Genomic DNA, 26,951 nt, shown 5'->3' on the forward strand with positions numbered 1-26,951 from the left:
CACCGGTCACACGGAGCGAGGTGCATCAAACCCGGGGACGATTCAGGCGGGCCTGACAGCACTGTTGTCGGGTCGCTATTGGGACCTTATCGACGCAAGGAAGTTCTATTTCCTCCGGGCATGAAAGCCCTTGCGAAGAATCTGGTGGAAGTCCAATTCAGCCAAGGACGGTGGAACCGATGGCATCGAAAGCTCAGGTGGAACCAACCGCGAGGTGCGATCAAACCGGCATCAAGCGAACGGACTACCTGCTCGAATTTGAAGTACCAAACAATCTCATGCCTGACAACCAGTTCGCCGGAAAGAAGGCTCACCTACGGGTACATCGGGTTGGGCCCACCTATGCCGACGGAGACTGCAAGGCATCCAAGGCGATGGTGCTGATCCACGGAAGGACTGTCGGCGGATCCGTGAGCTTCGACCTCCAGCACCAGACCCCGGGATTCGCCGCGCTCAGCCTGCAGGAAGCACTCGCCTACGCCGGCATCGACACCTTCGCGCCCGACCTCCTCGGCTACGGACTCTCGACGCGGTTCAGCCTCGATGATCCAGCCAACGCGAGCCTGCCCGGCTTCACATCTGAGCCGGATGGATTGACCTGCTCGAATCCGGTTGGCTGCGACAGAACCCGGGGAATCTTCCCGCTCGGCCAGCAGACAACCCAACTCGCCACCAACCCGCTGGGAGGCTCCCTGAAGAAGCACACGAGCTCGACCCATTTCGCCAACACCAACGTCTGGGCTCGCGATATCAAACAGGTCATCGATGACGCCAAGGCGAAAACCGGATTGAACAAGGTCGCACTTCTCGGCTATTCGTTCGGGGGTCCGAGAGTCGGCCGGGTCTGGCACGAACTCGGAAACGACGCGAGCGCGGTGATCAGTCACCTAATTTTTCTCTCGACCGGATTCAACGCCCTATGGGCCGCCAACGGGGTCGTGGAGAACGAGGCGAACACAGAAGAGTCCGAGGCCGAGAAGACTGCAACGACCTTCCCGCTGACCCTCGCCCAACGATCAGGGTGGGACAAGTTGAAGGGCACCACCGACTGCCCCGGTCGTGAACCGCCTGGCGCCGCAAAGGCCTTTTTCGAACAGGCAATCGCACTCGACCCGATCGGCGCGAAGTGGGGAGGAACTGTTTCAAATGAGCCGACCGGCTTGCTTCGTGCACCGACGTTCACGAACACCGGATGGAACTCCGAGATAGCCAAGGCGATCAAGGTCCCGACGCTCATACTGCATGGCCAGGGTGACGCCACCCTCCCTGCCCTGAACGCGAAGAATCTCTACGACACGCTGACTGTCCAGCGAAAGGTCGCGGTCACGATCGAGTGTGCGGGTCATCTGATGCAATACGACACAGCCGCGACGTGGGAAGGACCTCATCAGGCCGTTGCCGATGCCATCATCGAATGGGTCGACAAGAAGCGATTCAACGGACAATCCGCAGGACGCTTCACGATCGATCGAAACGGGGTCACCAAGACGGAGCCGTGATCAATGCTGGATTAGGCCTCCCTGAAGTGGGACGCCGTCTCCGGCGCTTCACCGAACACTGCAGATTGGGCGTACCTCCTGGGCCAACTGGGCACGCAGAGCGTTGTTCTCGTGGTGAACGGCGGCAATCACGGCGGCGTCGAGCTGGCGCCGCAGGCGAGAGTTCTCAGTCCGTTCGGTGGCGAGTTCGGTACGCAGTGCGGATTCCTCGGTGTCGCGCTCGACCTCTTCTCGGCTGGGCTTGCTGGCTTGGGTTACCGCTGCATCCCATTCGCGCAGAATAGTTTTGGCCCGATGGAGGGTGGCGTGACTGATCTGGGCTTCGCGGACGAGGTCGGCTTTGGTGAGGCGGCCGTCGGAGCGTTCGGATCGCCCCGTGAGCAGGCGGTGCATCGCCGCACGCAGTGCAGTGGCCGTGCGTGCGGACACTTCGGTATCCGGGGCGGTCACTGCTCGGCCCGGCGCAGTGCGGTCAGGACATCGTCGAGTTCACGCTGCAGCTGTGCCCGTCGCGGGGGCGGCAGTTTCGGTGTGTCGAGCAAGGCGAGTAGGGTGTGTTCCTCGCTGCGCCAGATCGGTAGGTGTTCGGGGCCGATGATGCTGTTGGCGCAGCGTTCCGGTTGGCGTCGGTCCGCCAATGGCCCGCGGTGTCCCCGCGGGACGACGGCGTTCGCGAGGCATTTCGCGTCAGCGGGATTGGTCTCGTCGAGGACGCAGTGGTTGCGGGTGCCGAACCGGATGAGGGATCCGGGTTCGTCTGATCAGGTCGTATTCGACGCGTGCGTCACCATGCTGGGCAGCAGCGCGGGCAATGGCATCGAAGCTGGATCGGAGCTGGTCGGCGCCGGGCCCGTAACCGACGGTGTCACCGCGTCGGTGAGCTTGGTACAGCTCGCGCAGCCGGTCGAATCGGGCGTCGGCGAGAGCGTCGTCGAAGTAGCCCGCCCAGACAGGGTCTTTGGCGGCGTAGCCCTGGGGCGATCGGTTCGCCAGGGCGCGGGTGGCGGCGTGCTTGAGCTGGATCCCGAGTGCGATTTCCGAGCCGGCGTAGTCGCGGGTCAGCATGGCCATGGTGCGGCGGAACATGTGGGCGGTGACGTGATCGGCGGGGATCTCGTCCAGGCTGGTGTGGTGGCGGTGAGCGTTCACCCGCTTGGTGAATGCCTTGATCGCGTGGTGCTGTCGAAGGGCCGTTGGTGTCGGTGGCGCTGCGGACTCGACCGAATGTGAGGTCGGGATTCTCCGACAGTTCCGAGGCGACGAACAGCGCGCGTGCGACCGGCTCGATGATCCACCAGTGTCGCGTGGGGTTGCCGGGATCGCGTTTGCGTTTGGTGGATTTCACTGCTGGGGCACCGTAGTGGTCGACGACGCTGTTGTGGGTGATGGCGCGAATCTCGTTGTCGCGCATCATCGACATCGCGGCGACGAAGATGTAGCAGGCGTTGCGAAGGGACACGCATTCCAGCCACCTCTGCATTGGTTGCAGGTCCGGGTGCCAGGGTTCGGTGGGCCCATCGGTCCGCTGGACGTGGGCCAGGTCGGTGATGATGCCAGACTGTGTGGCACGCCCGTTGACGAGTTCGGCTTCGACGATTGTCCGGCGGGCTCGGCTGGCGGGGCGCTTGAGGTGGAAGATGCTGTCGTTTGCCCCGAGCATTGCGCTCAGCAGTGACCAGTGGACCTTGCCGGCCTTGTCCGCGCCGGTGCGGCCGGTATGGACGGGAACACGGTGATGGGGGTCCAAGAGCCAGCGAGCGAGCACCGCGTCAGCGTCGGCGGCCTGCAGTGGCCGACCGTTCTGCCGCAACCCGACCCAGATCGCGCGCGCCCGGAGGATATCGAGGCCGAAGACGTTGATGTAGGTCCAGGGCGCTTTGACCAGCGGGAACCACATTCGTGGTCGGATCACCGGAGTGGCGAGTTCGCCCGTGTCGCGCAGGCCGAGGACGTGGGAGGCGGGTCGATCCGGCCATGGGTCGGCGGCCAGCCCGCCGCAGGTGAGCACAGCCCGGAACCGGTGCAGTGCCTTGATGACCACGATGTGTTCGTTGACGCTGCCGAGCTTGAGCCTATCGGTCTGGTGATGGATGTAGCGGGGAAGTCCTCACGATCCCACCGGTGCAGGTCCTCGGGCAGTCCCTGGTCTCTGGCCCATGCTGCCAGTGCACGCAGGGTTCCGGCGCGCAGCGCGACGGTGCGTGGCTCACTGGGATCGGGTTTGAGGTGAATCCCGGCCTCCATCACGGCGGGATGGCGGGGGTTGAGCCAGATCATCGCCATTTCCCGCGCTCGCAGGTTCCATGCCGGTGACAGGCCGACGAAACTCACCCGGTAGTTGGCGGCCTTCTGGTTCACGGGCCGTTCGACCACACCATCGAGATCCCACACGACGGCCTGCCTGAATCGCGGGGGTCGCGCATCGGGGAGCAGCGGGTGGGACTGGATGACCTCTTCTTCACCGCCGAATCGTGCCGAGTCCGCGGGATTTCGAAACGGATGCACGGTCATCGGTCGAACTCCGTGTTCGAGGACAGTGGCAGGTGCAAGCCGGCCTCGCCGAGCGCGATCTGCTTGCGCGCCACCGCGATCTCCGCCTCACTGCGTTCGGCCAAGACCGCGGCGAGGTTGGCGGCGCTCTGACCCCAGAGTGCGTGGAAGTGCTGCGGGCCCAGGCGATTCCGAAGCCGGTGCAGGTGTCGGACAGCAGCAATAGCTGCGTCAGGTTCGACGGCAGGATCAGGGCATGACGGCATTCGAGGCAGCGCAGCGGCGCGACCGGGCACACCTGTCCGGACCGCCCGAACGGGGACTCGAACGGGTCTCGGCAGCTGCTGACGCCCATATCCATTGCGCCCGAGCGTAATTCGTTGATCTGGTCTGTGGTCAGCCCCAGGACCGCTGGGGCGTCCGGATGTTCCAATGTGGGTTCGGCGTCGGTTGTGAGCACATCGGCCCGGTGATCGCCTCGGAGAACCAGCGCTGACGAACAGATCCGCTCGCCGATTGATCAGCGTCCGTTGAGCCGCGGCCACCACGTGGGCGCGTTCCATCCGCATGTACGTCAGCACCATCTCGACAGCCGACCGCGGGACATAAACATCTCGCGGTCGCTGGTATTTCGCACACGCCACCAGCCGGAAAACGCCACCCTTCGGGTCGACCGCCCGGTTCGCTACCGGTCCAATCGGAGCTCGGGCAGAAGGACCGTGGACCACTCGCCGAGCCGCATACCCGTCAGCAGAGCCGGCTCGACACCAGCCCGGCTGCGGTGCGGCGATCGGCCTCGAAACGACGGATCCACCGTCGCATCCGGCCGCATGCCGGCCAACCCGACCTCACGGAAGTAGAGAACTGTTCCAGCGTCATGTGCCGGATCCGCATGGCACGGGGGGATGCTGTTGCGGAAGGTATCCCGGCCAACCAGCTGCCGCCACGGAGACCGCGGGATGCGCGACGGGCCGGTGAAGAACAACTCCACATGACCTCCGATATCCGGATCAATCGCCAGCTCACCGAGACCTGCGGTGTGCCAGTCGAACCGGCGAAGAATCTAGCCCAGCCTAGTCTACTGAGGCATGTTTGAACCAGCTGGAGAAGCGCCCGAGTCCAGCATCCACGGCGACAACGCGGCGCGCAGGCTTCGATGCGTGTGTAGATGATGGTCGGAGATACACTGTGGCACAGCGTGATTCCAGAGCCAGTGCGGCCTGTGGCTGCCCATGAGGAAGGTCCAGTCGCTCTGGTCGGTGGATTCTGTTTCGGCTGCGGCGTAACGGGATTCGGGTGGGTTGGGCGGTGCGGGCGTTGCGTCGCGGCTGCCGTGACGCAACGCCCGCGATCCTGGCTCAGGCAGCGGCCTGTTCGGGTATGTCGGTGACCGTGGCGGGGTCCTCGGAGCCGAGTTCGCCCTCGCCGCCCTCGCCGCTCTCGACGTCGGGCTCGTCGGACTCCTGGACGGATTCGATTTCGGACTCGTCTTCGGTCTCGTCCGTGTCATCGGCGTCGGCCACGGGTTCGGTGACGCCGTCGTAGACCTGATCGGCGGTCAGTTCGCCGGTCAGGATGCGCTCGAACGGACTTACCGGGTAACCGTGGCTGGCGAGCAAATCGATGTAGGGCTTCCACAACGGGTTGCGGGGCTGGCGCCACCCCCGCGCTTTGGCGTCGCTGACGTCGGGGTTGGACAGGATGTCGATCTCGAGGGCGGCGACCACCCGCAGCGCGGTGTAGAGCAGTCCGGCGTTGTCGCGCGCCGTCACGCCGGCGTCCGCGGGCACGATGTGGTTGCCGAGATCGTCGGCAAGATACCGGGCGTGGTAGCGGTCGATGAGTTCGGCGTGTTCCATGGTGAGCCCGATCAACGCGCCCATACCGGCGACGATGACCTTCTTGTTGGTGAACCAGTGATTGGAAACCCAGTCACGCCGGACCTTCGCCGCGGCCACAGACTTGGTGTTCAGTACCCGGGTCCGGTCGTGGTGGCGCTTGCGCTCGGCCTCCTGCCTCTCCTTACGTTCCATACGCTGCGCGATCGACTCCGTCCGCCCGGTGCTGCGGTCGGCATCGCTGCCGTTGTCGGACTCGGTGTCGTCGGGCAGTTCGGCCGGGTCGATGAAGAGTCCGGCGGTGTCGAGGTCGATGCAGTAGTAGGTCGGGTCGAATTCCTCGGACTCCTGCACATCGCGGATGTGCACTTTGCCGACGACGGCGAATTCGATGTCGGGGTAGTCGCGGGTGTAGGGATCGATGCTGTCGGGGTCGACGGCTTCGCCGGTCTCGACGTGCACGATCCGCTGGGTGAGCACGACCGCGAAGGCTTGCGGGTGCGCCGTCAGTTCGGCTTCGCCCGGCCGGTCAGCGGTCGCGGTCAGCAGGTAGTCCAGCGGCAACCAATTGTCGGTGTCGTCGGGCAGTTCGGCGTAGACGGCGAATCCGCGTTCGGTGTAGGAGTTCGCGGTGGCCTCGTAGGCAGCGGCGACCCGTACACGGGTGGCCTCGGCTTCCTCGGCGGCCAGGCGGTCGGCTTCGGCGGCCTCGTCTTCCGCGATCATCTGGGCGTAGACGTGGTCGAACAGGCCGTCGAGTTCGGCCTGGGCCAACAGTGCGGTGCGGTGCGGGTCGTCGGCGAAGCGGTCGGCGGCGGCCGCGTGGAAGATGTCGAACTGGTGGGCGTTGACCGCTGCGGTCGCGGTCTCGGAGGTCGCGACCTTGCGGTACGCGGTGGCTTCCTTGGCGGTCAGTCCGAGGGTCTGTCGGACGTCCTTGACCGTCGCTTTGACGGCGAACAGGGCGGCGGCCGCGGCGAGGCGGTCGGCGTCGTTCTGGGTGAAGCGGTACTTGCCGGTGGCGAACTGCATGCGCACCCTGTCGATTACGCGCTGCTTCTCGCTGAGTTCGGCGTCGGGGGGCAGGACGATGATCCACGCCTTGCGGACCTCGGCGTCGGGGTCCTGGTCGCGGGCGATCGCTGCGGCTCGTTGCAGCGCGCGGGTGCGGTGCCAGCCGTCCTCGACGACCAAGCCCTTGTCGTCGACGGTGGCGATGATCGGCACGTAGTTGCCGTGCGCGGCCAGATCGGCGTCGAAGTCGGCGTCGTCGGGCTTCTCGGGCCGGTTCGGGCCCCGGATGAGCAGGTCCGGATCGGCGAAGTAGGTCGGGTAGGACACTTCGAGCTCGGCGAGCACGTCGCGCGCCGACCGCGGTTCACCCTCGTGGGAGCCGGGTTCCGCGTCCTGCTCGGCGATCTCGTCGACGGTGGTGGCGGTGTCGAACGGAGAGTCGGCGGGGGGCTCGGAGGACCGTTCGCCGAGGTCGTCGGTGTCGATGACCGGGTCGCACGGCGGTTCCGTCCCCGAGGCAGTGTCTTCGATGAAGGTGGTCATAGTTCCTCATTTCCTTCTATTCGGAATCATTTGGGCGGGATGCGGGACAGTGGACGGCATCCGACGGCGTTGTCGGGAAGATCCGCGCTCAGGCGCTGTCGGATGCACGGCGCGTCTCGACCGCTTGGACATGCGAGTGGCAGAACGCGAGGTGTCAGGTCGGTCGCGTGGACGGTCGATGCGGGGGTGTGCGCCGATGACGCGGTTTGCGGGTGGTCGCGACCGGATCAGATGGCGCGGGTTCCGGCCGTGGCAGTGGCGGGCAGGCCGAGACCGGCGATGAGATCACCGATGAGATGGGTCCGTTCGAGGCCGTCGTCGGGGCATCGAGGCGAGTACACGCAGCCGCTCTGACGACGACCTCGGTGGCGATCTGCTCAGGGCTGTCTGGGGTGCGGGCCCGGCGAGCTGTTCGCGGTCGGCACACCGTTGCCATTGCGTCCCTTTGGCCTGAGGCGTTTCGCCGATCCAGGTCGGCTCGTGCGTGGACCCAACCGGCGCGCGGAGCCCGACAGACCCCGAATTCGACGACGGACACGCGCGAGCACTTTCAACGTGCTGGGTTGCTGCTCGTCCCCGACGGGGATCTCGTGGCGCTGGACCTGCGGGAAGCGCATCAGTTCAACGGTGGTGTCGAGAGATTCGCTCTTGTCTGTAGGCGTCGTCGTAGGAATAGATGCCTGTGCGCCGTGCACGTCGGTCGCGAGCCATCGATGCAGGGCAGGCGATTCGCCGAAAGGGTCTCTGGCGGAGATTTTTTCAGAGTTCGATCGTGGCTTCGCGGACCGCTTCGACCGGAGTCGCCTCGTCGTCGTAGAGGTCACGCCAAGCGATGTCGGGCAGGTCGAAGATCGACACGCCATAGTTGAGTCCGCAGTGCTGCTCGCAGGCCAGCAACCAGCATCCGAAATCCGGGTCGGCTCCGGCGTGGTCCCGGACATAGGAGGCTTGCGGGCTGGCAAGAGCTCGCCGCAATTCCTCGGCGGCTGAGTCGGTTTGGGAAGCAATCCAGGACATCGCTACAGCACTCCTGTCATGGCGGATAGAGATGGATGAGTCGGCGGCTCGCACAAGGGTGCGTGTGGAGTAGTCCTGTGGATGCTTAGGAATGCGGCCGACTGGTTCAGGGAGTCGACTTCGGTGGCGCCATGGCTGGCTGTCGCACCGCGTTATGTCAGTCACAGGCTTCGACGGTCTGGGTTGCGCCGTTCACAGTGACGACGGAGGACACCGATTTCCAAGTGCAGGGTGGCGTATTCGGACTTACCTCGCCGTCTGCGAAGCATCGGTCCGAGGTTGCCTGGAACCGACCACGCAGATCGTGTGGTTGAGCGTGTCAGGCGCGGGCGGTGTGGACTTCGGTGGCGCTGTCGTTGACGGTGACTAGCGCGGTCATCGATCTGGCGGCGTCGACGACGATCTCGATGTCGGCGGTGTTCTCCTCGATGCAGATCTCGCTGGCGCCGCCGCCGCTGTCGTGGACGGTGACGACGATCTTGGTGCTGTTCTCGACGTTGATGGTGATCATTCGCCGCGGCCTCTCCGGAAGGGCGTGTGCTGTCGAATCACGGGCGTAGTTCGAGGTCGAGGTGGTCGTTGCCCCCTTCGAGGTTCACGACCTCGAGGAAGTGCAGATGTCTGCGGCGGGTGTCGGAGACCAGTACGCCGTCGCTGTGGAGCAACAGCCGGGTTCCGTTGCTGAACACGAATTCGGTGTCGTATTCGCTGCCTCCCCCCGGCGTGACGGACTCGACCCGGACCGCGGGGCATCCCGCGTCCCGCCAGGCGCTGTTGATCTTGTCGACCTCGGGAAGGAAGCTGTCGCGTTCACATGTGAGCGCGTGCTCGCGCGCCGCGATGAGCTCCTCCGCGCTGGGCCGCGGGGTGGCGGTCCACAATCTCGATGCTGAGGTGTCCTGCCAGGCTTGGCCACCGCTGAACGCAGCTTCTCTGCGTATCTGGGCGGCGATGTCTCCGACGGTGGGTACACGGTCGGCATGCAGCGGCTGCGGCACTGGAGTGGTGCCCGCGGTCCTGCGTTGGTGGTCGCTCAACGCACGTGTGAACCGCATGGCCTGGGCGAGGGCGGCGTCGAGTCGGACGGTGACGGCTTCGAGCAGAGCCAATACCCGTTCCGGGCCATCCATGGTGGCGGTGAAGTCGACCAGGTCGTGAAGGTCTTCGACGCCGAGGTCGGCGACTTCGAAACTGCCGTCGATCATCATCGACAGGGTCAGGTCGCCGTTGTAGACCGAAGTGTTGGCGTTGTCGCAGCTGAAGTGCGCCAGGACTTCGATCGCGACAGCGTCGAGATCGACACGCCAAGGACTGGATCGGCCGCCGGAGACGCTCTCGATCAGGTCGTAGAGCAGCGCGAGCCCGCTGATGTCGCCGTCGGGTTGCCATTGCTGCAGGGCCGCGGCGATCTGGGTGGTTTTGCCGTCCTCGCGCAGTTCGGCGCGTACGTGCTCGTGGTCAAAGTGAAGAAACGGCATCAAATAGCTCCTCGGGACGACATAACCGGACCTGGGCCTGGGGGCGATGGGTGAGCAGCATGGCGCTTCGCCCTGGTCGCTGTGCAGGGCCTGGTCAGGGGCCGCAGTGATGGTGGATGTATGCGCTGTGCGCGGCCTTGCTCGCCGATACAAGTGGTCGGCGGCTTGTACGTCGCGTTCGCGCAATGTGTCGGACGCGTGTGCGACCCAATGGTTTTCGAACGTGTCGCGCTGTTTGTCGGCCACATTTGCGGGCGCGGCGACGAAGAAGCATTCGACTTGGGGATAGGTCTTCGAATCAGGTGGGCGTTGGGCCAGCCACAAGCGGGTGTGCGCTCGGGTATCGGTCACGGGCGTGACGTTGACCTTGCGGGCCAGCCAACGTAGGACTCGTCCGGTTTCGTCGGGTGTGCCGCGATGGACGGTGTGAACCGAACGCCACGCTACGGCGGGTCCGAAGTAGACCCTCCGTACCCGATACAGCGCCCACGGGCTGTGGAGGATCGTGTGAGTTGCCAGATCCAGGATCGCCCGTGCGCCCGCGGCCCGCAGGCGCTCATCGAGTGTTTCGTCGGGACCGAAAAGCCCGGACTTCGAATTGAGGGCAACTGCACAGTATTCGTCCACGAGATGCCGAGCGGCCTGTTCGGGCGCGGCCAACATCCGCGAAAGATGTTCGGACCATTCGCGTTTGGACACGTAACAGCATTCCGCACACAGAGACTTGGGCCACCAGACGCCGAAGATGTCATAGAGATACTCGCGGCAGTCCTGTCGCGTCCAGCCCGCCTCGTGGACCGGATAGGTCATCGTCCGGTGACCGCCCAATGCGAGAACGGGCTCGTTCTCGATTCTTTTCGATTCGTCGGCGTTGTATCCGATGACGTGGAAATATGGCCGGGTGCCGAGTTCGCGGTTACGCCATGTATCCATCGGCCAGCCTTTGAATTTCAAGGTGCATTTTCGTGTTCCGCTGCGTTGCGGCATTGTTCCGGTGACGCGGTTTTCCTTGCTGAGTGCGTAGAAGCCGTGTTCGTCGGCGTCGCAATGCATGCGGTAGGGCTGACGGGTGTCTTGTAGGACGACGATTCCGTCTTCGTTCTCCGGGCCCGCGCGAGCTACTTCGACAAGTCGGATATTGTGTGCGCGCAGCAACGGAAGTACGTGGCATTCGACCAGTTCGATCAAGGATTCGAATTCGTCGCCGGTTTGGGCGGTAACGAGAATGAGGTTCGAGAGATCGGGCAACAGTGCGGGGTGTCGAGATGCTGGATCGAGGATCGTTCGCACGACCCATGCTGTGGAATCAGCGCCCATTCCGTAGGACGCCACCACTGGCACCGTCCCGTCGAGGGAAGGCGTGGTGGGGTCGACGGGAAGGGTGATTTCGAACAGTCCGTCGAAGTCGGTCATTGCTCATCCCGGATGTATCGGTAATTTCTTAGGGCGCAACCCTTTCGGGTGCGGCGCGGGGCTGCTGATATGCGGTGGGTCGACGGGCGTGGAGGAACACGCTGTCGACCTGTGTGCCGGAGGTAGCGAATGCGTTGGACGGCAGTTCCTCGTAATCGCCGTGTGCGGTGATGAGTTCACGCATCGCGCGGTATTTGCGGTCGGTTCGGAAGGTGTAGTTTCCGGGGGCGATGGCCAGGAGCTGTCCGCCGTCGATCAGCAGGTCCCATGCGGCGTCCAGGTGATCCATCCACGCTGTCGGCCGTCCTGGAAGCGCGAAGGGAGGGTTCATCACCACGACCGCGAACTGCCGAGATGCGGTTGCGGCGAACTGTTCGAAACTCGACACCACGACCGTTACCCGAGGGTCGCGCCCGATCGCGGCGGCGCGTTCGTGATCAGGTTCCACGGCTGTGACGTGCACGTCAGGGTTTGCTTCGAGGATCGCCCGTACGAGCGCACCATCGCCTGCGGAGGGCTCGAGGACATGCGCGCCTGCGTCGAGACCGGCGATGTCGGAGTGCCCGCCTGAGGTGACGTGCCTGGCCAGTCCCTCGGGCGTGGCGAAGAATGCCTCCAGAACTTTTCTGTCGGTGTTGGGTATCTTGCCGCTCGCCCGAGCGGCTGCGATGATCTCGGCGGGGTCGTCGTCGGGGAAAACATGGGCCCGTTCTCGGCGGCTCCAACGTCCGCCCATGGCCTCGATGATCCTGTTGACTTTCTTGTAATCTCCTGTGCTCAACTGCTCCGGGAGAAACAGTCTGTTTTCCACGATTCGTGACTCGGCCAGGATGTTGAGCGCGAACTCGGGCACTGTCACGGATGTTCTGACAGCCATGGGGGATCGCCTTTCGAGCGGATTTGACAGCGACAAGGAGGAGGTTCTCTAGCGGGTCGCTTCTGAAGTTGTTGGGCAGTTATGGGTTCTGGTTGAATCTCTCGGGTGCGTGCTGCTGCTCTGGAGTTGCGTGAAGGTGATCGGAAGATCCTCGAGGGTTGGATCCGGTCGCAGTCGATGAAGGCCGGGCTGGTGTTGAGGGCTCGGATCATCGTGCTGGCCGCCGACGGTGTCGCGCATGCCGAGATCGCGCGCCGGTTCGACATCTCACGGCAGACGGTGATCAACTGGCGGGCTCGTTACCAGGTCGCCGGTGTCGATGGGTTACGAGACGAGGAACGTTCGGGGCGGCCCCGAACGTTGGACCGCGACAAGTTGATCACCACGACCTTGACCCCACCACCGAAGAAATACGGTGTGACACATTGGAGTTCGCGTCTGCTTGCCGGTCATCTCGGGATCGCGCACGGCACGGTGTCGAAGGTGTGGCGCGAATACGGACTACAGCCGTGGCGGGCTGAGTCCTTCAAGTTCTCCACCGATCCGGAACTGGCCGGCAAGGTCACCGACATCGTCGGGCTCTACCTGAACCCACCCGAGAACGCGATCGTGCTCTGCGTCGACGAGAAATCCCAGATCCAAGCACTCGACCGGACCGCGCCCACGTTGCCGATGCAGATCGGGATCCCCGAACGACAGACCCACGACTACATCCGCCACGGCACCACCACCCTGTTCGCCGCCCTCGAAATCGCCACCGGCAAAGTCACCGGCCTGTGCAAGCCGCGTCACCGCCACCAGGAATTCCTCGCCTTCCTCAAACACCTCGCCCGCGCCTACCCCGGCCGCGAACTCCATCTGGTGATGGACAACTACGCCGCCCACAAGAAAGCCGAAGTCCGCGACTGGCTCACCGAGAACCCACGTATCCGTGTGCATTACACCCCGACCTCGGCCTCATGGATGAACCTGGTCGAGGTCTGGTTCGGCATCATCGAACGCCAAGCCATCCACCGCGGCACCTTCCGCAACGTCCGCGAACTCACCACCGCCATCCGCGCGTTCATCAACGGCTGGAACCCCCGAGCACACCCCTTCGTCTGGACCAAGACCGCCGAGGAGATCCTCACCAAGGCCCAACGTCCAAAGACTTCAAATACGGACCACTAGATCGCGTACAGGGCGTATGAGATTCGGGTTGGACCAAGTCCGAATGGCGGCGATCAGGATCCGGTTTCGATGATGATTTCCAGGTCTGCGACGGGTATCGCGATCTCGGTGTCGCCGCCGCCGTGCTTGTGATGCACGTCGACGTAGCAGGCCCGGCACACGATGCCGGACAGTGAATCGATGCTGCCTTTGCCGCTGGCGTGGCAGCAGGGCGTCAGGACCATGCTGCTGTCGGTGCCGAACTTTGGGCATCGAGGCCGAGGATTTCATCGACGCTATCGAAGGTCGCGGGCAGTTTCAGTTTCGTCTTCTTTCGCACCTTCAATTTCTTTCTGGGAGTCTGAGATTGAGCCCGGGACGAATGGGCAGGGGGCCTTGGTCGGCCGGGTGGGGAGTGAGGCGATCGCGTTGGTGTAGGCGATGTCGAAACGGCGGTCTACGTGGTTGGTGACGACGTGGTCGGTGCCGAGTTCGTAGACCCCGACCGCCCAGTTGCCGTCGATCTGTTCGGTGTGGCTGCCGTTCAGGCAGCCATGGCCGTTGGTGGCGTGGATTTCGTGTTTGTCGTCGAGGGGCGCCACCAGTCGGGCGCTGTGACCGTCGTCGGTCCAGGAGATGTGTGGTGTGTGCCCGTGGGCGCGCAGGAACTCGAGTTCGCGGGTGTACAGCTGGCCCAGTTCGCGTAGGTAGTCCACGCGGGTGGGACGATTCAGCGCGCGGGTCTGGAAGTAGCCGAGCAACGCGTGCAGGGCGTTTCGGGCGTCGTCGTGGTATCGGTGCGGGTCAGCCTGCGCGCGGATGATGCTCGCCGCGTCGAGCAGCCACTGGGTGTCTTGGACCAGCCGAACGGAATCGGCGACGTCGACCCCGCCGCCCCAGTTCTCGAGCGGTGTGCCGATTTGCGCGAACGCCGCAGCGAGGACACGGGATTCGGATTCGGTGAGGGCGTGGTCTTCGTCTCGGCAGGCCGCGAGAATGCGGGCGAACGCGGTATCGAAAGCTTCGAGATCGTCGAGAGAATCAGGCATCGTCAGGGGCCTCTGCAGTGTCGGTGGCCGGGATGGATCGGTGCGGACGGCGACACACCCCGGGAGGCGGCGCCTGGCGCGTGTGTGATCGAACGCGTCGGTCAAAACGACAGGGACTTGACGACTTCCAGGCGGTAGCCGATGGCGGTCATCTGGATGTGCAGCGCAGCCCTTTGTTCGGCTGTGGCGGGTGGCTGTTGTTCGATCCACAGGCGATGCACGGCACGCTCGCGTCCGCTGGCGGTGCGGATTTTGTAGCCGGGCTTGGCGTCGGTGCCGTCGGGCAGGACTGCGCCGACTTCGTTGTGGGCGGAGTCCCACACGAAGTACGCGGGAGTCGAGGGTGGAGGTGGTTGGTTGGGGGCGACGATGGAGTACGGCATCTGCGCGCGGCCGCGGTCTTCGGAGGCGTTGTTCCAGCCCTGCCCGTAGAAGGCGACGAGCTTGTGTACGTCGTCGGGGTCGGCGGCGAGGATGCGCTGTGCCACATCGGGGTTGGACAGCGGCGAGGGGTGCAGGACACCGGAGTCGAATGCTGCCCGGCCCAGTGCCTCCCATTCCTGTTCCTCGGCTGCGGGGTCTGCTGCGGCAGGTTCGGCCGCGGGCGGGCTTGGCGGGTCTGATGGGCGGTTGGTGGCGAGCAGTTCGGCGAATTCGGCGGCCTGCGCGGCGGGAACGGCGAACTGGAAGGGGTCGCGGCGGACGTCGACGAGGACGGTGATGCTGGCCAGTTGGGCCGTGATCGTTTGGTCGCCGGGGGTGTAGGGCGCGTCGAGTAGTGCTGCTACGGCGGCGGCGTGCCCGGCGGAGCCAGCGGTGGATCGGTGGCGTGATGTCGGTGGATCGATGGGTTCCATACGGCGTTCCTGACCGCGGTCGTTCGGAGGATCGCCGAGGACTCGCGTGTGTTCGAGGGACAGGGGAAGTGCGCAAGGGCGCAACGAGGCAGCGCGGCGGCATTCACCGACGAGCGCGCGGCTGGGCGCACACGCCTGCTGACTCTCGGTGGGCGCGGAAAGACCGACGGCACGCGGGCCCCGCCGTTTCGCGGGGCAGCGGTCAGGCGTCGAGGCGGTGTGGGTTGTGAGGGCTCTCGCGGTCGCCCAGGTCGAAGACCGACCCGGACACAGGTTCGAACCGGCTCGGGCGTCGGTAGACGGGCACTCGGGCGGTTGCGGTGCACTGCCCGGCGATCGGCGTCGGTGACCGTCATCTAGTCGAATCTTCGAAATCCCCTATGAACGAGAGATGCTCGGGAATTGCGTCGGCAGACAACCGGATCGACGCACAGCCGTCTCGTGTCGTGTGGGCTCAGTCGCCGATCTCGGGTACGTGTTCGGTTCGGGCGGCGGTTTCGGTGGCAGCGGGGGTGTGGTCGAGCAGGGGGGCAGGTGACGGCGATGTGAGCCCGGCGGCGTCGATCGCCTCGCCGATCTGCTGGCCTACCGTGTTCTCGCGGCTGCTTTCGATAGTGACGGCGATGTCGCCGCCTCCGAGGTGGTTCATCTCGATGCCGATACCGGCGCGTTGGACGGTCATCGCGGCGATGACGGACGCCAGCGGGCTGTAGTCCACCGGCAGCACATCGGGTTGCGGGTGTGCGTCGTAGTGGGCCAGACGCCACGCGGTGGGGTTGACGAGGTTGTAGTCGAGTTCGAATCGGGTCTGCGAGATCAATCGATCCAGGAACAGCCTGGTAGCGCGGCCATTGCCCTCGCGGAACGGGTGCGCCCAGTTCAGTGCCATCGATGTCTTCGCGACGTTGTCGACGAATTCGGACTCGTCGAGCTGTGCCCAGTCGATCGACCGAGCACTCGAGGTGATTCCGTCGACGAATTCGGCCAAATGTTCCGGCATGAGGAAGTTTTGGCCGTGGCGGCTCATGTCCACGTCCCGCAGCTGGCCCGCCCACGGATAGACCTTGGCGAACAGGTGAGCGTGGATCGCCTGCAACTCGGTGCGATCGCCGGTGTGTGCGATGTCGACCAGTCCGCAGGCGATTTCGAGCGAACGTCGCGCGGTCTCGTGGTATTCGCGTCGTCGGAGTTCTGCGGGGTCGCGGGTGCGGTAGATGTTGGCCAGGATCGGTGTGCCGTCGACCGATTTCCACAGCAGCGAGTCCCAGCGTTCGTCGGCGCTCATCCGTGTACGGTCGAGCACGTCCTCGGGCGGGGAAGCGTGCGGGCCTACGACCCGGATGCTCTGTTCTGGCTCGTCGACCATGTGGACCCGAATCTGTTGTGGCCGGGCATAACCCATCGAGTCTGCCCAAACATCGGCAGCGCGGCCACCACCGGCTGAGCGCGGGAGGGTCTGGACGGTTTCACCGCTGACGGCGGGTTCGGGCTCGTCCGCCTTCTTGTGTTGATTAGTAGCCACCCGATGCACGATTTTTTGCTACTAATCGGTGCTCGAGTTTGTCGGTCAGTGCTGTCATGCTGGGGGAGACGAACAGCATGGAGGTGGCTGGGCGATGGCGGATGCCGAGGTGGTGTTCTCGCTGGACAGGTCGGGATTGGCCGCGGGTGAGGACGGGTGGGTGCAGCAGCGGCAGTGGTTCGCGCGCTGGCTCGAGGGCAGGCTGTTCGCGCGCCGGTCGGTGGAGAGCTATGTGGAGCGCGCCGGCGCGTTCGCTCGATGGCTGTGGGCCAATCCCGACCACGGGCGGGAGTTGGACACCGCGCTCGGTCGTGACGCGGCGGTCGCGGCGTTCGTGTCGCAACTGCGCGCGACCTCGACGGTGAATGTCTCGTTGGCCGCGTTGAACCTGTACTTCACCTGGCAGGGCTTGGATGAGCCCACGGTGGATTCGGTGAGCGTGGTACGGCGTGTCCTGGAGCCGTTGACCCCGTTGCAGCGCAGCCGTTGTCTGGATGTGGCGGCGCTAAGGCGTTCGCGTGACTACGCGTTGTTCGTGATGGCGTTGTCGACCGGGCTTCGGGAATCGGAGCTGGCCGGTTTGGAGCTGGAGAAGGTGGAGTTGACCGCGCACGAGGGAACGGTGCGTGCGCCGGGTCCTGGTGGGGTGGAGCGGGTGTTGCCGTTGGACGAGAGCGCGCGGCGGGTGCAGTTGTGTTGGCTGGCCGAGCGGGGTCGGCTGCTGGGCACCAGGCAGCGTCGTGGGTATTTCCTTCGCGCCGGGCTCGGTGGGACGATCTCGCCGCGGCGGGTGGATGGGATCGTGCGCTCGATCGGCGCGGAGGCGGGTGTGGCGGATCTGTCGCCGGGCAGAGTGCGGAATAGTTTCGAGCAGGAGCTGCTCGATCAGGGCCGCGACGAGGGGGAGATCGACGATCTGATGGGACGTCTTCGCACGGACTCGGTGCGAGCCCGCGCGCTACACGCCACCGCAGCGCCCGACGCGGCCGCCAAGAGACCTCCATCGCCGCAGCGCGGACGTGGCCCTCGGGTGCCCGTAGTCGTCGGAGATCAGCTGTCGATCGAGTTTTGAACGCCCACAACTGAATTGACTGGCAGGCGATTTTGAGCTTTTCAGCCGGTGGTCGAGGATCTGTGGGCGCGCGCGGCGGCGCGTTCGTTATAGGTCGCTTCGTCGATCTTTCCGGTGATCCAGTCGACGAGGTCGGAGACCAGGTCGCGGTCGGGTTCCATGCCGTCGAGGGCGTGGCTGCCCAGGGTTTGGTCCAATGCCTGTTGTTGGGCGGGGGTGAGTTCGGCATAGAGGTCGGGATACGTCTGTTGCCATTTGGTCGAGCGTTGGTCGGGCATGCGGCTCCGGTGCGGGCGGGTACCTCGAGGGGTGCCGGGTGGATGGGTCACCCTCGAGTCTGCCGTGTGCGGGGCGTGGTGGACCAGCATGGGGAGGGCTCGCTGCGTCGGAAGGTTCGCCATGGCGGTGTCGCGGTCGGTGTCGGGTCGAGTGCGTGTGGTGTTCACAGCGGGGTCCGGGCGTGATGGCGGGAGGGATCGAGAGGGTTTCGTCGAGCTCCGTTCCAGGCCAATGACAGACAGGCGTCGGCGAGCAGGTCGAGGCTGTCGGGTACGTGTCGGAAGCTGGGGAAGTCGTTGATGTCGACGATGGTCGGGCCCTCTGGACCCGTGACGATGTCGATGCGGTACAGGTCCAGACCGTAGATGTCGCCGACGCGGAGTGCGAGGTCGCTGATCTCGGCGTTCAGTGGTACCGGGCGGTCGACGGTGATATCGGTGGCCAGCGGGGGACTGCGTTCGGTACCGAACAGGCGTCCGTTGATGGCGTAGACCTTCAGGTCCACGCCGCGGTTGCGGATGTAGGGCTGGCCCAGGAGCAGATTTTCGCTGGTGTGGTGGGTGCGAAGGTTGTCGGGGTCTTCGGGTCCGTTGACCATCTGTACGAACTGTCCGTCGCTGCCGTCGGCGGGTTTGACGACGAGCGGGAAGTGGTGTGCGGGGACAGTGGCGAAGGTCGCGGCGTCGGTGGCGGCCCAGGTGGGCGGGACGGGCAGCTGGTGGTGTCGGGCGAGTAGGTGGGCGCGGGCCTTGTCCCGGACGCCGCGGATGGCGCGCGCGTCGTTGATGGTGGTCAGTCCGGCGTGCGCGGCGGCTTCCAGGAGCCCGAGTCCGGGGCCGCCCGCGACTGTTTTCAGGATCCAGGCGTCGTGGTTGCCGCTGGTGATGAGGTCGGCGAGATCGAGCAGTTGTGTGCCCGGAGCGACGATGTCGACGTGGTGTCCTCTGTGGCGTAGGCGGTGTGCCAGCGCCATCGGCAGGCTGTGGTGCCGGTAGCGTTGCTCGAGCAGCAGGCACAGTCGCATGGTCACGGCGGCGGACTCCTCAGAGTGTGGATGGTGGCGAGCCGGACCCGGGTGGTGTCCGGCGGTGGGTGGGCGAGTTGGGCGTTGTGCAGGCGTTGTGGGGTGTGCCAGTCGGTGAGGATCAGCTCGTATAGCGCGTGCAGCGCCGCGGTGGCCGTGGTGGGCAACGCAGTGATCGTGTGCGCCCAGGGGTCGGTGACAAGAGGTTGTGGTGTCGTCTGGGATGGCTTGGTCCCGTTGCGGGGCGGGCGGCGCCCGGGAGTCAGCCACAGGTAGGCGGGTCCGGCGTAGATACGGGTGTCGGGCAGGCTCAGCACGGTGGCGTGGGCGGTGTCGGTGGTGGCGGTGTCGGGGATGGTCGGGGCGAGACGTACATGTAGGAACCACACCGGGTTTCGTGTAGCAGGTGGGTGCAGGTAGTCGTAGCCGAGGCTGATCGATCCGGTGACTGGTCCTCGGGCACGGAGGACGGGGTCACCGCGGATGTCGAACAGGGTTGTGGTGGACAGGGTTTGCGGTTCGGAGGGGGACATGGGTCTGAGGGGAGGAATCGGTGCGCACAGGGCACCCGTCGGTCGGTGAGATGTCGGAGACACTCAGCCGGAGGCTGCGGGGCCGATGGTGTAGTCGATGTCGATGCGGAAGGGGTCGTCGCGCTGGCGGATGGCCTGGGGCGCGGCGGGGTCGTCGATGAGAAAGTCGAGTCTGGTGCGGGTCGAGCCGGGAAGGATCGCTTGCAGGGCTCGGGGGGCCAAGGCTGGTGAGACCGTCCAGTGGTGGGGCTCCTCGACGTCGACGGCTCGACCGTGCTCCTGTGTCTGCGCCTGATAGCGGGCGGTCACGGTGACTGCGGGCAAGGCCGGGGCGGGCTCGGTGTATTGCCAGTGTCCTCCGGTGATGGCGGCGACGAATTGGTGTCGGCGTGCGCAGCGGGGCCAGATCACATCGGAGGTGTCCGTGGCCCACAGCAGTGCGACCGCGGCCGACCATGCCTGAGTCTGGGTGAGTTTTCCGGATTCGGCGTCGGTGAGGGTCGCGTCGAGTTGCCACCAGAGCGGGTAGTTGGGTTCGTTGCTGCCCGGGGCCATGTGGCGGACGCTGGGGATCTGGGTGGCCATCTGGTCGAGCAGGGTCCGCAGTTCCCGTAGCGCGGGAGCGGCCTCGAAGGTTTCGGTGTTGCGCAGTGATTCGAGGATGGTCGCGTTCAGAGCGACCAGGAACGATCTGTCCGCGACGGACTCGGTCACGGCGATATCGACGGTGCGGGTCAGTGACAGGGAGATGGCATACCAGCTGTGCTGCTGCTCGCGCCACCGTAACGCTATCGGCACGATGACCGCGATAGCGGCGTCGATCAGCGTGAGGTACCCGGTGAGGACGCCGGCGCCGACCGTGGCGGTGACGAGGTCGTGGGCGGCCCGGCGGGCGAGGTCGCGACGCACCTGTGTCAGGCAGGTCAGGCAGGTGAGGTCGGTGCGGGAGGAGGCGTAGGTCGGTCGGGCCTCGATGACAGGTAGTTCGCACAAGGTGCGCTGCCCGGAGTAGGTGGCGTGACAGTCGGTGCTGCTGGTCTCGGACCAGCACAGTTGCATGGGGTCGTCCTTTGATCGGGTTTCCTGGGGGCATCGCCGAGTCCGCTCCCCGGGTCGCGGCGGTAGATAGACGGCGCGCGCCGATGTCGGGGTTGTTGTCGCGGTGATCAGTCGGTGTCGTGCAGGGCGATCCTGCGCGTGAACGGACCCGGCGTCGGATCGTCGAGCGGCAGGCGAAGTACGAGCGCGGCGGGGCTGTCGGCGCGGGTTCGCGCGACGCGTTCGGCCCACCGGGTCAGCCAGTGCGCGGCGCGGCACGCTGTGGACGCTGTGGCCAGCGCGTGGGCGATGGCCCGCGGGGGCAGGAATTCGTGGACACCCGCGGTGGTGAGTACGACGTGCGTGGGCCGTCGCCAGGGGTGTGCGGCGCGGCACCAGTGCCGGTTCTCGGGTGCGTCGTTTCCGGACAGCGACGGTGACCCGGTTTCGGTGAGGTGGTGATCGGTGGTGTGCTGGAGCAGTTCGCCGGTGTCGAAATACAGCCAGGCGCGGGAATTTCCGAGCCAGCCGAGGTGGACGTCACCGCTTGGCGTGACGAGCGCGACGACGAGGGCGGTGTCGGGGCGACGGTGGACGCATTCACGGTCTTGGAAGGCTGACAGCGCGTGTTGTTGTGTCCCGGTGGCGAATTCGGTGTGCAGGGGCAAGGCGACTCTTGCCAGTTCGAACAGATACGCGGGGTCGTCGCGGTGGTCGAACGCGGCCCTGTACGCGGTGACCGCGCGCACGCCGGCCTGGGCGATGACCTCGGATCCCTTGGTCGAGTTCGACGCGGCCGCCACGGCCGCGACCACGTACGCGTCGCCGGGGCCGTAGCGGTGTCCGGTGGCGCCGCGCTGCGCGGGGTGGGGGGCGGGCAGGGGAGCGGCACCGACATCGAATTCTGTACGGGAGCCGCGATAGCTTTGGCGGACCGAAGACATGAGTGTGCTCCTCCCATAACGGGATCGATGACATGCGGGTGACTCGTTGGCAGCGTGGGCGGGTGGGCCCGGGCGGCGTGGTGAGTCGCGGATCGTTGTGCGGCAGTGCTGTTCTGGTCCGGTGGTGATCGGGTGCGATCTAGTCGATGTGGGCTCCGGCGTCGGCGAGGCAGGCGCGCATGAGCCACGCGGTCTCGGTGCCGAGGGCGATCTCGAGCAGGTGGCACAGGATCGCGGTGAAGGCCGCGCCGTGGCCCGGTTCGCCCGCGAAAGGTTGCAGGTGATGGGCTAGTTCGTGCAGGATCACCAGCTCCCGCAACAGTGCGCGGTTGTGCAAGGGAATGGCGATGGTCGCGGTGGCGGGTTCGTAGTGCGCGCGGGTCGGACCGCGGCGGTCGCGGACGGTGACCGCGACCGCGGCACGGTCGTATCGGGTGCGGACCGCGGGCAGGGCCAGGACGGTGTCGGCGTAGGTCTTGATCGACTCGAGCGACACCACCCGCCGCTCCTCGGGCAGGGTGAGGCGGGATCCGAAGATCTCGACTTGGCGGCCGGGTGTCCGGGCGGCCAGGTCGAAAATGGACCGCACCATCTGCTCGGCGGCGTGGACCCGGCTGCGTTGCGTGTCGCGGGTGGCGTGGCGGGTCATGAACGCAGCCGCGGGTGTGGTGCGGGAAGGGCAGGTTGGTCGGTGAGGCGGGCACGCTGCCCGGCTTGGCGCCCGGCAATGATCGCCTTGGGTGCGGGGCGACGCCGCCGCTTGCCGGGATTCCGGCGGCCGCGTGCGCGACTGTTCACGCGGTAGAAGTCAGAGACTTCGAGTTGTTTGTCGCGCAGTACCAGCGCTGTGGAGGGCCCGGATGCGCTCGCGTCGGTGGTCGCGATCAATGTGTGCGCGGGCGGCGTCGCGGGCCGCGGTGAGGCGTTCGCCGATCTTGGCGGCGAACGCGTTCTGGAACGCGATCCGCGCGGTGGTCCCGTGGACCGGTGTCCCGATCTTGGGTTTGGTGCGGTGTAGGCGCGAGCGCAGGTAGGCGCGTGAGGCGCGCACCATCTGCGTGAGCAGCCGCGTATAGAGCAGTTCGACCGCGGCGATGTCGGTTTCCATGCCGAACGCCATCACCCAGGTCGAATCACGGGCGATGTCCACACGCACGTCGTTGGCACCGGAGATCGCGAGGAACAACCCCACGTAGGTGGCCAGGCCCCGGGTGCCGCGTTCACCGATGGTGATCTGACGCGCGATCGGTGTACTGCGGGTGGCGCCGGGGTCGGTGGCTCGTGCCAGGGCGAGGTCGATCGAGTGGCGCGTGGCGAGTTCCTGCGCGTGGACGAGGAACACGTGTGCTTCGTGGGGATTGTCGGTGCCCTCGCACTGGCGCAGCAGCGCGGCGATGCGCTGCAGGTAGCGGTCGGAGGTAGTCACGGTCGATCACCGCCGAACATCGCCGAGGTCATGAGGAGCAGTTGCAGCGGGTCGGTGCCGCTGGCGGGGTCCGCGGACGCGCGGATCTGGCGGACTCGATGCAGCAGTGAGGGTGTGTGCACGTCGATGCCGGTGATCTCGGGGTTGGTGTCGGTCGCGGCGATGGTGAGGACGCGGTATTCGGTCAGCGGCAACTGGATGGCGTACCAGGCCTCGATCGGTCGCGGTGGCCGCGGTTCACTCGGTGGTGTCCGTGACCAGAGTCGGCAGTCGCATCGGGGATCGTCGCATTCGGTGCTGCGTGACTCCGGATGCGGGTTGTATCGGTGGATCCGTCCGGCCAGCACCGGGCAGGCCTGTGTGCTGTATTCGGCGCAGGCGGGATGGAGGCCGGGCTCGGAAGCGACTCCGAGGGCATAGTCGTCGGGGCGCAGGAAGACCACGACCTGGTCGGTGAGCGGGGTACCGCAGACCTGGCACAGTCGACGATTGAGGATTTCGCGCAGACGTCGCGCGTCGATGCGACCCCATACCGGCCGATAGGAGCGATCGCGGTGGGCCAAGGTGATGTAGGGCACGGCCATCCCGTGCGACTGGGGTGCGTCGGTGAGAGCAGCAGGAACAGCGGAACGGCTTTCGCTCGCGGGTGGCGGGGTGCGGTCGGTCAACGAGACTCCATGGGCGGCGGCGGTGAGCAGGTCACCGGAATCGATCTCGATTCCCGCCGTATGGACGGGCGGGAAACGACTGGGAGGAGAGCAGTCGTCTGCTCGATGTTGTGGCGTGCTGCGGCGGATGGTCACGCCGCCTGATGGCTTCGGTCCCTGTGGTCGACCGCAGGCGATGGCTGCCGATGTCGATCCGATGGGTCGTGTGCGTGGGGTGGCTATGGTGGTGGCGTGAGCTCTGGAACGGGTGAATTGCCGCGAGTGTCAGCGGGATCGAGGTCGCAGGTTGCCGCCGAGGTGCTGGGGGCGATATCGGATCACGAGCTCGTGGATGGGTCTGTGACTTCGCCGCGGTGCCACGCCCGAGCGGGCTGGTGGCGCGGGATCTGTTGAGTCAATGGCAGTTTCGGTTGGATCGGGTCCCGTTCGGGGCTCTGGCCACGGTGGCGGATCTGTGGGATGTGGCCGCGCAGACGCACGGGGCGGCAGAGGCCGACCCGCCTATTTCCGATGCGGTGGTCGCGGCGTTGTTCGATATCAGCGGGCCGATCACACGTTTGGGACCGGATCGCACCCGCGACGCGGTTCAGCAGTTGGGTGTGGCTCGTGCGACGGTCGAGTTGGCGTGGCGGATGGCTTCTGCCGAGAGCGCATTGTGCCTGGACGGTGATACCCGACCGTGGCTCGGCATCGAAGAGATGATCGCGGTCCTGACCGACCATCCGGCTCAGCAATGGGGCCCGCGCGAGATGATGGTGATGACAGCCGCGCTGCACATGCATCTGGCACTGATCGGTGATGCTCTGCTGCGCATCAGCGAATGGCCCGCCCCGGCACTGTCGTGGCACCAGCAGCCGGACATGCTGGTCGCCACGCAAGAACTGCTGACCTCACCGGATCCGCTGCAGGCGTCGGTCCGGGCCGTCGACGACCCGGACCGCGAACTGGTTGTCGCGTTGTTTCCCACCGAAGTGCCGCGGCCGCGGCAGTGGTGGGACTGGGAGGTAGGCCAGAGGACCAGCACCGGTTTCGAGTCGGCCGCGACCGGACGGAAGCCATCGCTGCTCGCTGCACGATTCGCCGCGCAGGGCTGGATCGCCGAGATATCCGGCCGGGCGGACGCGTTCTAGCCAGTGGCCTGCGGCGAGGGCTGTCCGTCGGTGAACAGTTCCTTGTATTTGAGGTCGAGCACAGCCCCGCCCGCAGTTTCTCCGTAGGTCATGAACTCCGTCGTGAGAATTTTCCTGGCCAAGGTCTCGACCTGCCTGATCGCGGCGTCGGCATCACTGCCGTGGAGAACGCGGATATGAGGGATCAGATGAGTTATCCACACCGCGAGCGGAGCCGGTTCCTCGAGGGTGATGGTGATATTTGTGGGACCGAGGGTGTAGGAGAGCATCGGAGCTTCCTGGTGGCTGGTTGGGAGGGCGCCGCGTTCGGGGTCGGACGCGGTTGTAGAAGCAGAACTCTCGACATGCTCGACGGGTGCCGTCGTTCGATGACGCTGCTGCGGGTCGCGGGAGTCGGGCTGCAGGAAGGACCGGGCACGGTTCGGGTCGGTGTCTGCAATTCGCTGCGGAGTCGGGATCATTCGAGGTGGGTTCGGGCGCGTTCGACAGCATCGCGCAGCGCCTGATCGCGCAAGGGGTGCCGGTCGGCGAGTTCGGCGGCGGTGGTAGCGAACGAGACGACGTCCCACGCATCCAATGCCGACAGAGTCTCTGGTAAGGCGTCGGCGAATTCGGCCAGCCTGTGCAGGGTTTCGACCTGCGAACTGCTCAGGATGTCATCGACGTCGCCATATTCGCGGTACAGCTCGACTGCGGCGGTGATGAGCAAGCCCAAGTCGGCGACGATCGCCGCGACGGCGTCGTCGGGTGCGGAGTTGGCGGCGTGCCAGCCGTCGGTGAACAGGCTCATGATCTGTACTGCTCCGCCGCCGACGGGCAGTCCCCGCAGCGCCTCGCGCACTCGGGCATCGGTGGCCGGGATCAGGGGTTGTCCGGCCGCGTGTGCCTCGCGGCCGATCCGGCGCCAGTCGACAGGGTCGCCGTGGGGCGTCCATGGCGGGGCCGGGTGGTGGGTGCACGGGCAGCCGAATGTGCCGCAACGGACCGGGTCGGCACCGATAGCGCGTTCTGCGGGATGCCCGCACGCGCACAGCGGAGTCGGTGAATGATCGTGCGGGATAGGGGTGTCGGCGCGGAGGTGGTTGTCGGCGTCGGACCACTGCCGTGGCAGCATCTTGCCGGTCAACCACGCGGGTTGTGCCGCGGTGATCGGGACGCCGCAGGTGGCGCACAGGGGCGGGGGCTGGTGTGGGTTCGCCATGATGGGGTGTCCCTCGGTGAGGTTGGTCAGCGTGCCGATCGGCGCACTCGCCACCAGCTCGGGCCCAACGCGGTAGCGAGTTCGGCGAGGTGGTCGATGAATGCGTCGGCGGCGGGGCCCTCGACGGTGATCGTGGTGTAGTCGCCTCCGCCGCCGATGGAGCGTGTGTGGGCGCCGTCGGCGCCGCGCCATGCCACGGTCCGCAACTGTTCGAGGCGGGCGGTTTCGTCGTCGGTTTCGGGATAGCCGTGTTCGATGGTGAGGTGGCGTTCGCCGCGCATGACGGCCTCGGCTTCACCGAGCAGCGCCGCGGCGGCTTGCCGGCGCAGCAGCTCCTCGATCGGGGTGCGGGGTTGTTCGCTTTCAGGGCAGGTCATAGACGGTCACCGCGATCCCGCGCCGACACAAATGGGTGTCGATGAGTGGTGCGATCTGTTCCCAGCGGCCTCCGGCGAGACCGGCGCCGATACGGGGCGTATGGACCGAGGCACCCGCCGCGATCGCGTGGTCGGCGAGCTTGGTCAGACACCGGGCGACGGCGTCGTAACGGATCGGCGGTGTCGATGTTCGGTTGTCGGCGATACCGTGCTGGCCGATCATGTTCACCACCGACACGTTCTCCTCGACCGGGACGAGTTGGATCTCGCCGAGCTCGAACGGTTGCTCACGGGATCTGTGCCACTGCCGGTAGGCGTGTTCGGGTCCTGGCCAGCGGTCGCTGACCGCGCGAACGAAACCGCGACCCCACCGACCGGCGTTATTGCACATGTGAACCACCAGGAGTGGTCCTTCGCCTTCGGGGGCGGTCGCGTCACCGGTCGTGTATCGGATCTCGGTGCCGGGCATGTGTTTCTCCTCGATCGATCGGATGCGGCCCGACGTAGATAACT

The 26,951-nt window shown here is 65.8% G+C and carries 29 protein-coding genes and 1 pseudogene; 5 read left to right on the forward strand and 25 right to left on the reverse strand.

Annotated features, from left to right (window positions below; all coding sequences use genetic code 11):
• Positions 1-179 precede the first annotated feature (179 nt).
• A complete protein-coding gene (locus DAT37_RS39270; protein ID WP_157978912.1) occupies positions 180-1,499 on the forward strand; it encodes an alpha/beta fold hydrolase in 1,320 nt (439 codons plus the stop codon).
• 48 nt (positions 1,500-1,547) lie between these two features.
• On the opposite strand, the gene DAT37_RS39275 is transcribed toward DAT37_RS39270, so the two are convergent.
• From DAT37_RS39275 to DAT37_RS44560, 4 genes are all read right to left on the reverse strand, one after another.
• Positions 1,548-1,928: a hypothetical protein gene (locus DAT37_RS39275; RefSeq protein WP_157978913.1), complete on the reverse strand. Its 381-nt coding sequence runs from the start codon at positions 1,926-1,928 to the stop codon at positions 1,548-1,550.
• A 17-nt stretch (positions 1,929-1,945) separates the two neighbouring features.
• The gene (locus DAT37_RS45120; RefSeq protein ID WP_109530035.1) at positions 1,946-2,137 is read right to left on the reverse strand and encodes a hypothetical protein; all 192 of its coding nucleotides are present in this window, start codon (positions 2,135-2,137) and stop codon (positions 1,946-1,948) included.
• A gap of 49 nt (positions 2,138-2,186) precedes the next feature.
• Complete coding sequence (locus DAT37_RS45125) at positions 2,187-2,648, reverse strand: hypothetical protein (RefSeq protein ID WP_109530036.1); 462 nt, start codon at positions 2,646-2,648, stop codon at positions 2,187-2,189.
• Positions 2,649-3,407: 759 nt separating this feature from the next.
• Positions 3,408-4,010: a hypothetical protein gene (locus DAT37_RS44560; RefSeq protein ID WP_157978914.1), complete on the reverse strand. Its 603-nt coding sequence runs from the start codon at positions 4,008-4,010 to the stop codon at positions 3,408-3,410.
• Positions 4,011-4,042: 32 nt separating this feature from the next.
• Between DAT37_RS44560 and DAT37_RS44565 the strand changes: the two genes are divergently transcribed.
• Complete coding sequence (locus tag DAT37_RS44565) at positions 4,043-4,249, forward strand: hypothetical protein (protein WP_157978915.1); 207 nt, start codon at positions 4,043-4,045, stop codon at positions 4,247-4,249.
• Between the two features lie 1,098 nt (positions 4,250-5,347).
• Here the strand turns inward: DAT37_RS44565 and DAT37_RS39300 are convergent.
• The 5 genes from DAT37_RS39300 to DAT37_RS39315 all read right to left on the reverse strand — a co-directional run bounded on the left by DAT37_RS39300 (position 5,348) and on the right by DAT37_RS39315 (position 12,145).
• Positions 5,348-7,384, reverse strand: a complete 2,037-nt coding sequence (locus tag DAT37_RS39300; protein ID WP_109530039.1) for a hypothetical protein — start codon at positions 7,382-7,384, stop codon at positions 5,348-5,350.
• A 759-nt stretch (positions 7,385-8,143) separates the two neighbouring features.
• A complete protein-coding gene (locus DAT37_RS44570) occupies positions 8,144-8,401 on the reverse strand; it encodes a hypothetical protein (RefSeq protein WP_157978916.1) in 258 nt (85 codons plus the stop codon).
• A gap of 319 nt (positions 8,402-8,720) precedes the next feature.
• Positions 8,721-8,912 carry a hypothetical protein gene (locus DAT37_RS39305; RefSeq protein WP_109530040.1) on the reverse strand — a complete coding sequence of 64 codons (192 nt, stop codon included), beginning with the start codon at positions 8,910-8,912 and terminating at the stop codon, positions 8,721-8,723.
• Between the two features lie 37 nt (positions 8,913-8,949).
• Complete coding sequence (locus tag DAT37_RS39310) at positions 8,950-11,292, reverse strand: hypothetical protein (RefSeq protein WP_109530041.1); 2,343 nt, start codon at positions 11,290-11,292, stop codon at positions 8,950-8,952.
• A gap of 28 nt (positions 11,293-11,320) precedes the next feature.
• The gene (locus tag DAT37_RS39315) at positions 11,321-12,145 is read right to left on the reverse strand and encodes a class I SAM-dependent methyltransferase (RefSeq protein ID WP_157978917.1); all 825 of its coding nucleotides are present in this window, start codon (positions 12,143-12,145) and stop codon (positions 11,321-11,323) included.
• 129 nt (positions 12,146-12,274) lie between these two features.
• Here DAT37_RS39315 and DAT37_RS39320 point away from each other — a divergent pair, with 129 nt between their 5' ends.
• A complete protein-coding gene (locus tag DAT37_RS39320; protein ID WP_198654670.1) occupies positions 12,275-13,339 on the forward strand; it encodes an IS630 family transposase in 1,065 nt (354 codons plus the stop codon).
• 53 nt (positions 13,340-13,392) lie between these two features.
• On the opposite strand, the gene DAT37_RS44575 is transcribed toward DAT37_RS39320, so the two are convergent.
• The 4 genes from DAT37_RS44575 to DAT37_RS39335 form a co-directional block, all read right to left on the reverse strand.
• Entirely contained in the window at positions 13,393-13,563 is a 171-nt protein-coding gene (locus tag DAT37_RS44575; RefSeq protein ID WP_157978918.1) for a hypothetical protein, read from the reverse strand.
• 51 nt (positions 13,564-13,614) lie between these two features.
• The gene (locus DAT37_RS39325) at positions 13,615-14,367 is read right to left on the reverse strand and encodes a hypothetical protein (RefSeq protein ID WP_157978919.1); all 753 of its coding nucleotides are present in this window, start codon (positions 14,365-14,367) and stop codon (positions 13,615-13,617) included.
• A 101-nt stretch (positions 14,368-14,468) separates the two neighbouring features.
• On the reverse strand, positions 14,469-15,224 hold the full coding sequence (locus DAT37_RS39330; RefSeq protein WP_109530045.1) for a hypothetical protein: 756 nt from the start codon (positions 15,222-15,224) through the stop codon (positions 14,469-14,471).
• A gap of 454 nt (positions 15,225-15,678) precedes the next feature.
• Entirely contained in the window at positions 15,679-16,755 is a 1,077-nt protein-coding gene (locus DAT37_RS39335; protein ID WP_157978920.1) for a Fic/DOC family protein, read from the reverse strand.
• Between the two features lie 85 nt (positions 16,756-16,840).
• On the opposite strand from DAT37_RS39335, the gene DAT37_RS39340 reads away from it, so the two are divergent.
• A complete protein-coding gene (locus tag DAT37_RS39340; RefSeq protein WP_109530047.1) occupies positions 16,841-17,818 on the forward strand; it encodes a tyrosine-type recombinase/integrase in 978 nt (325 codons plus the stop codon).
• Between the two features lie 41 nt (positions 17,819-17,859).
• Here the strand turns inward: DAT37_RS39340 and DAT37_RS39345 are convergent, their stop codons facing one another.
• From DAT37_RS39345 to DAT37_RS39380, 8 genes and pseudogenes are all read right to left on the reverse strand, one after another.
• Complete coding sequence (locus tag DAT37_RS39345; protein ID WP_109530048.1) at positions 17,860-18,096, reverse strand: antitoxin VbhA family protein; 237 nt, start codon at positions 18,094-18,096, stop codon at positions 17,860-17,862.
• 164 nt (positions 18,097-18,260) lie between these two features.
• Positions 18,261-19,121 carry an ATP-grasp domain-containing protein gene (locus DAT37_RS39350; protein WP_232840281.1) on the reverse strand — a complete coding sequence of 287 codons (861 nt, stop codon included), beginning with the start codon at positions 19,119-19,121 and terminating at the stop codon, positions 18,261-18,263.
• A 2-nt stretch (positions 19,122-19,123) separates the two neighbouring features.
• Positions 19,124-19,654, reverse strand: coding sequence for a hypothetical protein (locus DAT37_RS39355; protein ID WP_109530050.1), 531 nt, complete (start codon positions 19,652-19,654; stop codon positions 19,124-19,126).
• A 63-nt stretch (positions 19,655-19,717) separates the two neighbouring features.
• On the reverse strand, positions 19,718-20,713 hold the full coding sequence (locus DAT37_RS39360; RefSeq protein ID WP_109530051.1) for a hypothetical protein: 996 nt from the start codon (positions 20,711-20,713) through the stop codon (positions 19,718-19,720).
• A gap of 107 nt (positions 20,714-20,820) precedes the next feature.
• Complete coding sequence (locus DAT37_RS39365) at positions 20,821-21,636, reverse strand: protein phosphatase 2C domain-containing protein (RefSeq protein WP_109530052.1); 816 nt, start codon at positions 21,634-21,636, stop codon at positions 20,821-20,823.
• Positions 21,637-21,775: 139 nt separating this feature from the next.
• Positions 21,776-22,285: a TIGR04338 family metallohydrolase gene (locus tag DAT37_RS39370; protein WP_109530053.1), complete on the reverse strand. Its 510-nt coding sequence runs from the start codon at positions 22,283-22,285 to the stop codon at positions 21,776-21,778.
• Positions 22,282-23,062 (reverse strand): annotated as a pseudogene (locus DAT37_RS39375) (DUF2786 domain-containing protein). Before DAT37_RS39375 ends, DAT37_RS39370 begins: the two are co-directional and overlap by 4 nt.
• A complete protein-coding gene (locus tag DAT37_RS39380; RefSeq protein WP_157978921.1) occupies positions 23,059-23,730 on the reverse strand; it encodes a hypothetical protein in 672 nt (223 codons plus the stop codon). Before DAT37_RS39380 ends, DAT37_RS39375 begins: the two are co-directional and overlap by 4 nt.
• A 353-nt stretch (positions 23,731-24,083) precedes the next feature.
• On the opposite strand from DAT37_RS39380, the gene DAT37_RS39385 reads away from it, so the two are divergent.
• Positions 24,084-24,860, forward strand: coding sequence for a hypothetical protein (locus DAT37_RS39385; protein WP_157978922.1), 777 nt, complete (start codon positions 24,084-24,086; stop codon positions 24,858-24,860).
• On the opposite strand, the gene DAT37_RS44580 is transcribed toward DAT37_RS39385, so the two are convergent.
• From DAT37_RS44580 to DAT37_RS39405, 4 genes are all read right to left on the reverse strand, one after another.
• Positions 24,857-25,129 (reverse strand): hypothetical protein, encoded by a 273-nt coding sequence (locus DAT37_RS44580; RefSeq protein ID WP_157978923.1) that lies wholly within the window; start codon positions 25,127-25,129, stop codon positions 24,857-24,859. The genes DAT37_RS39385 and DAT37_RS44580 overlap by 4 nt on opposite strands.
• 188 nt (positions 25,130-25,317) lie before the next feature.
• Entirely contained in the window at positions 25,318-26,115 is a 798-nt protein-coding gene (locus DAT37_RS39395) for a hypothetical protein (protein ID WP_109530057.1), read from the reverse strand.
• A complete protein-coding gene (locus DAT37_RS39400; RefSeq protein WP_109530058.1) occupies positions 26,088-26,438 on the reverse strand; it encodes a hypothetical protein in 351 nt (116 codons plus the stop codon). The genes DAT37_RS39395 and DAT37_RS39400 overlap by 28 nt, the downstream gene beginning before the upstream one ends.
• Positions 26,425-26,907: a macro domain-containing protein gene (locus tag DAT37_RS39405; RefSeq protein WP_109530059.1), complete on the reverse strand. Its 483-nt coding sequence runs from the start codon at positions 26,905-26,907 to the stop codon at positions 26,425-26,427. The genes DAT37_RS39400 and DAT37_RS39405 overlap by 14 nt, the downstream gene beginning before the upstream one ends.
• Positions 26,908-26,951 lie beyond the last annotated feature (44 nt).

Source organism: Nocardia aurea, from assembly GCF_003123685.1.
Classification (GTDB): Bacteria; Actinomycetota; Actinomycetes; order Mycobacteriales; family Mycobacteriaceae; genus Nocardia; species Nocardia aurea.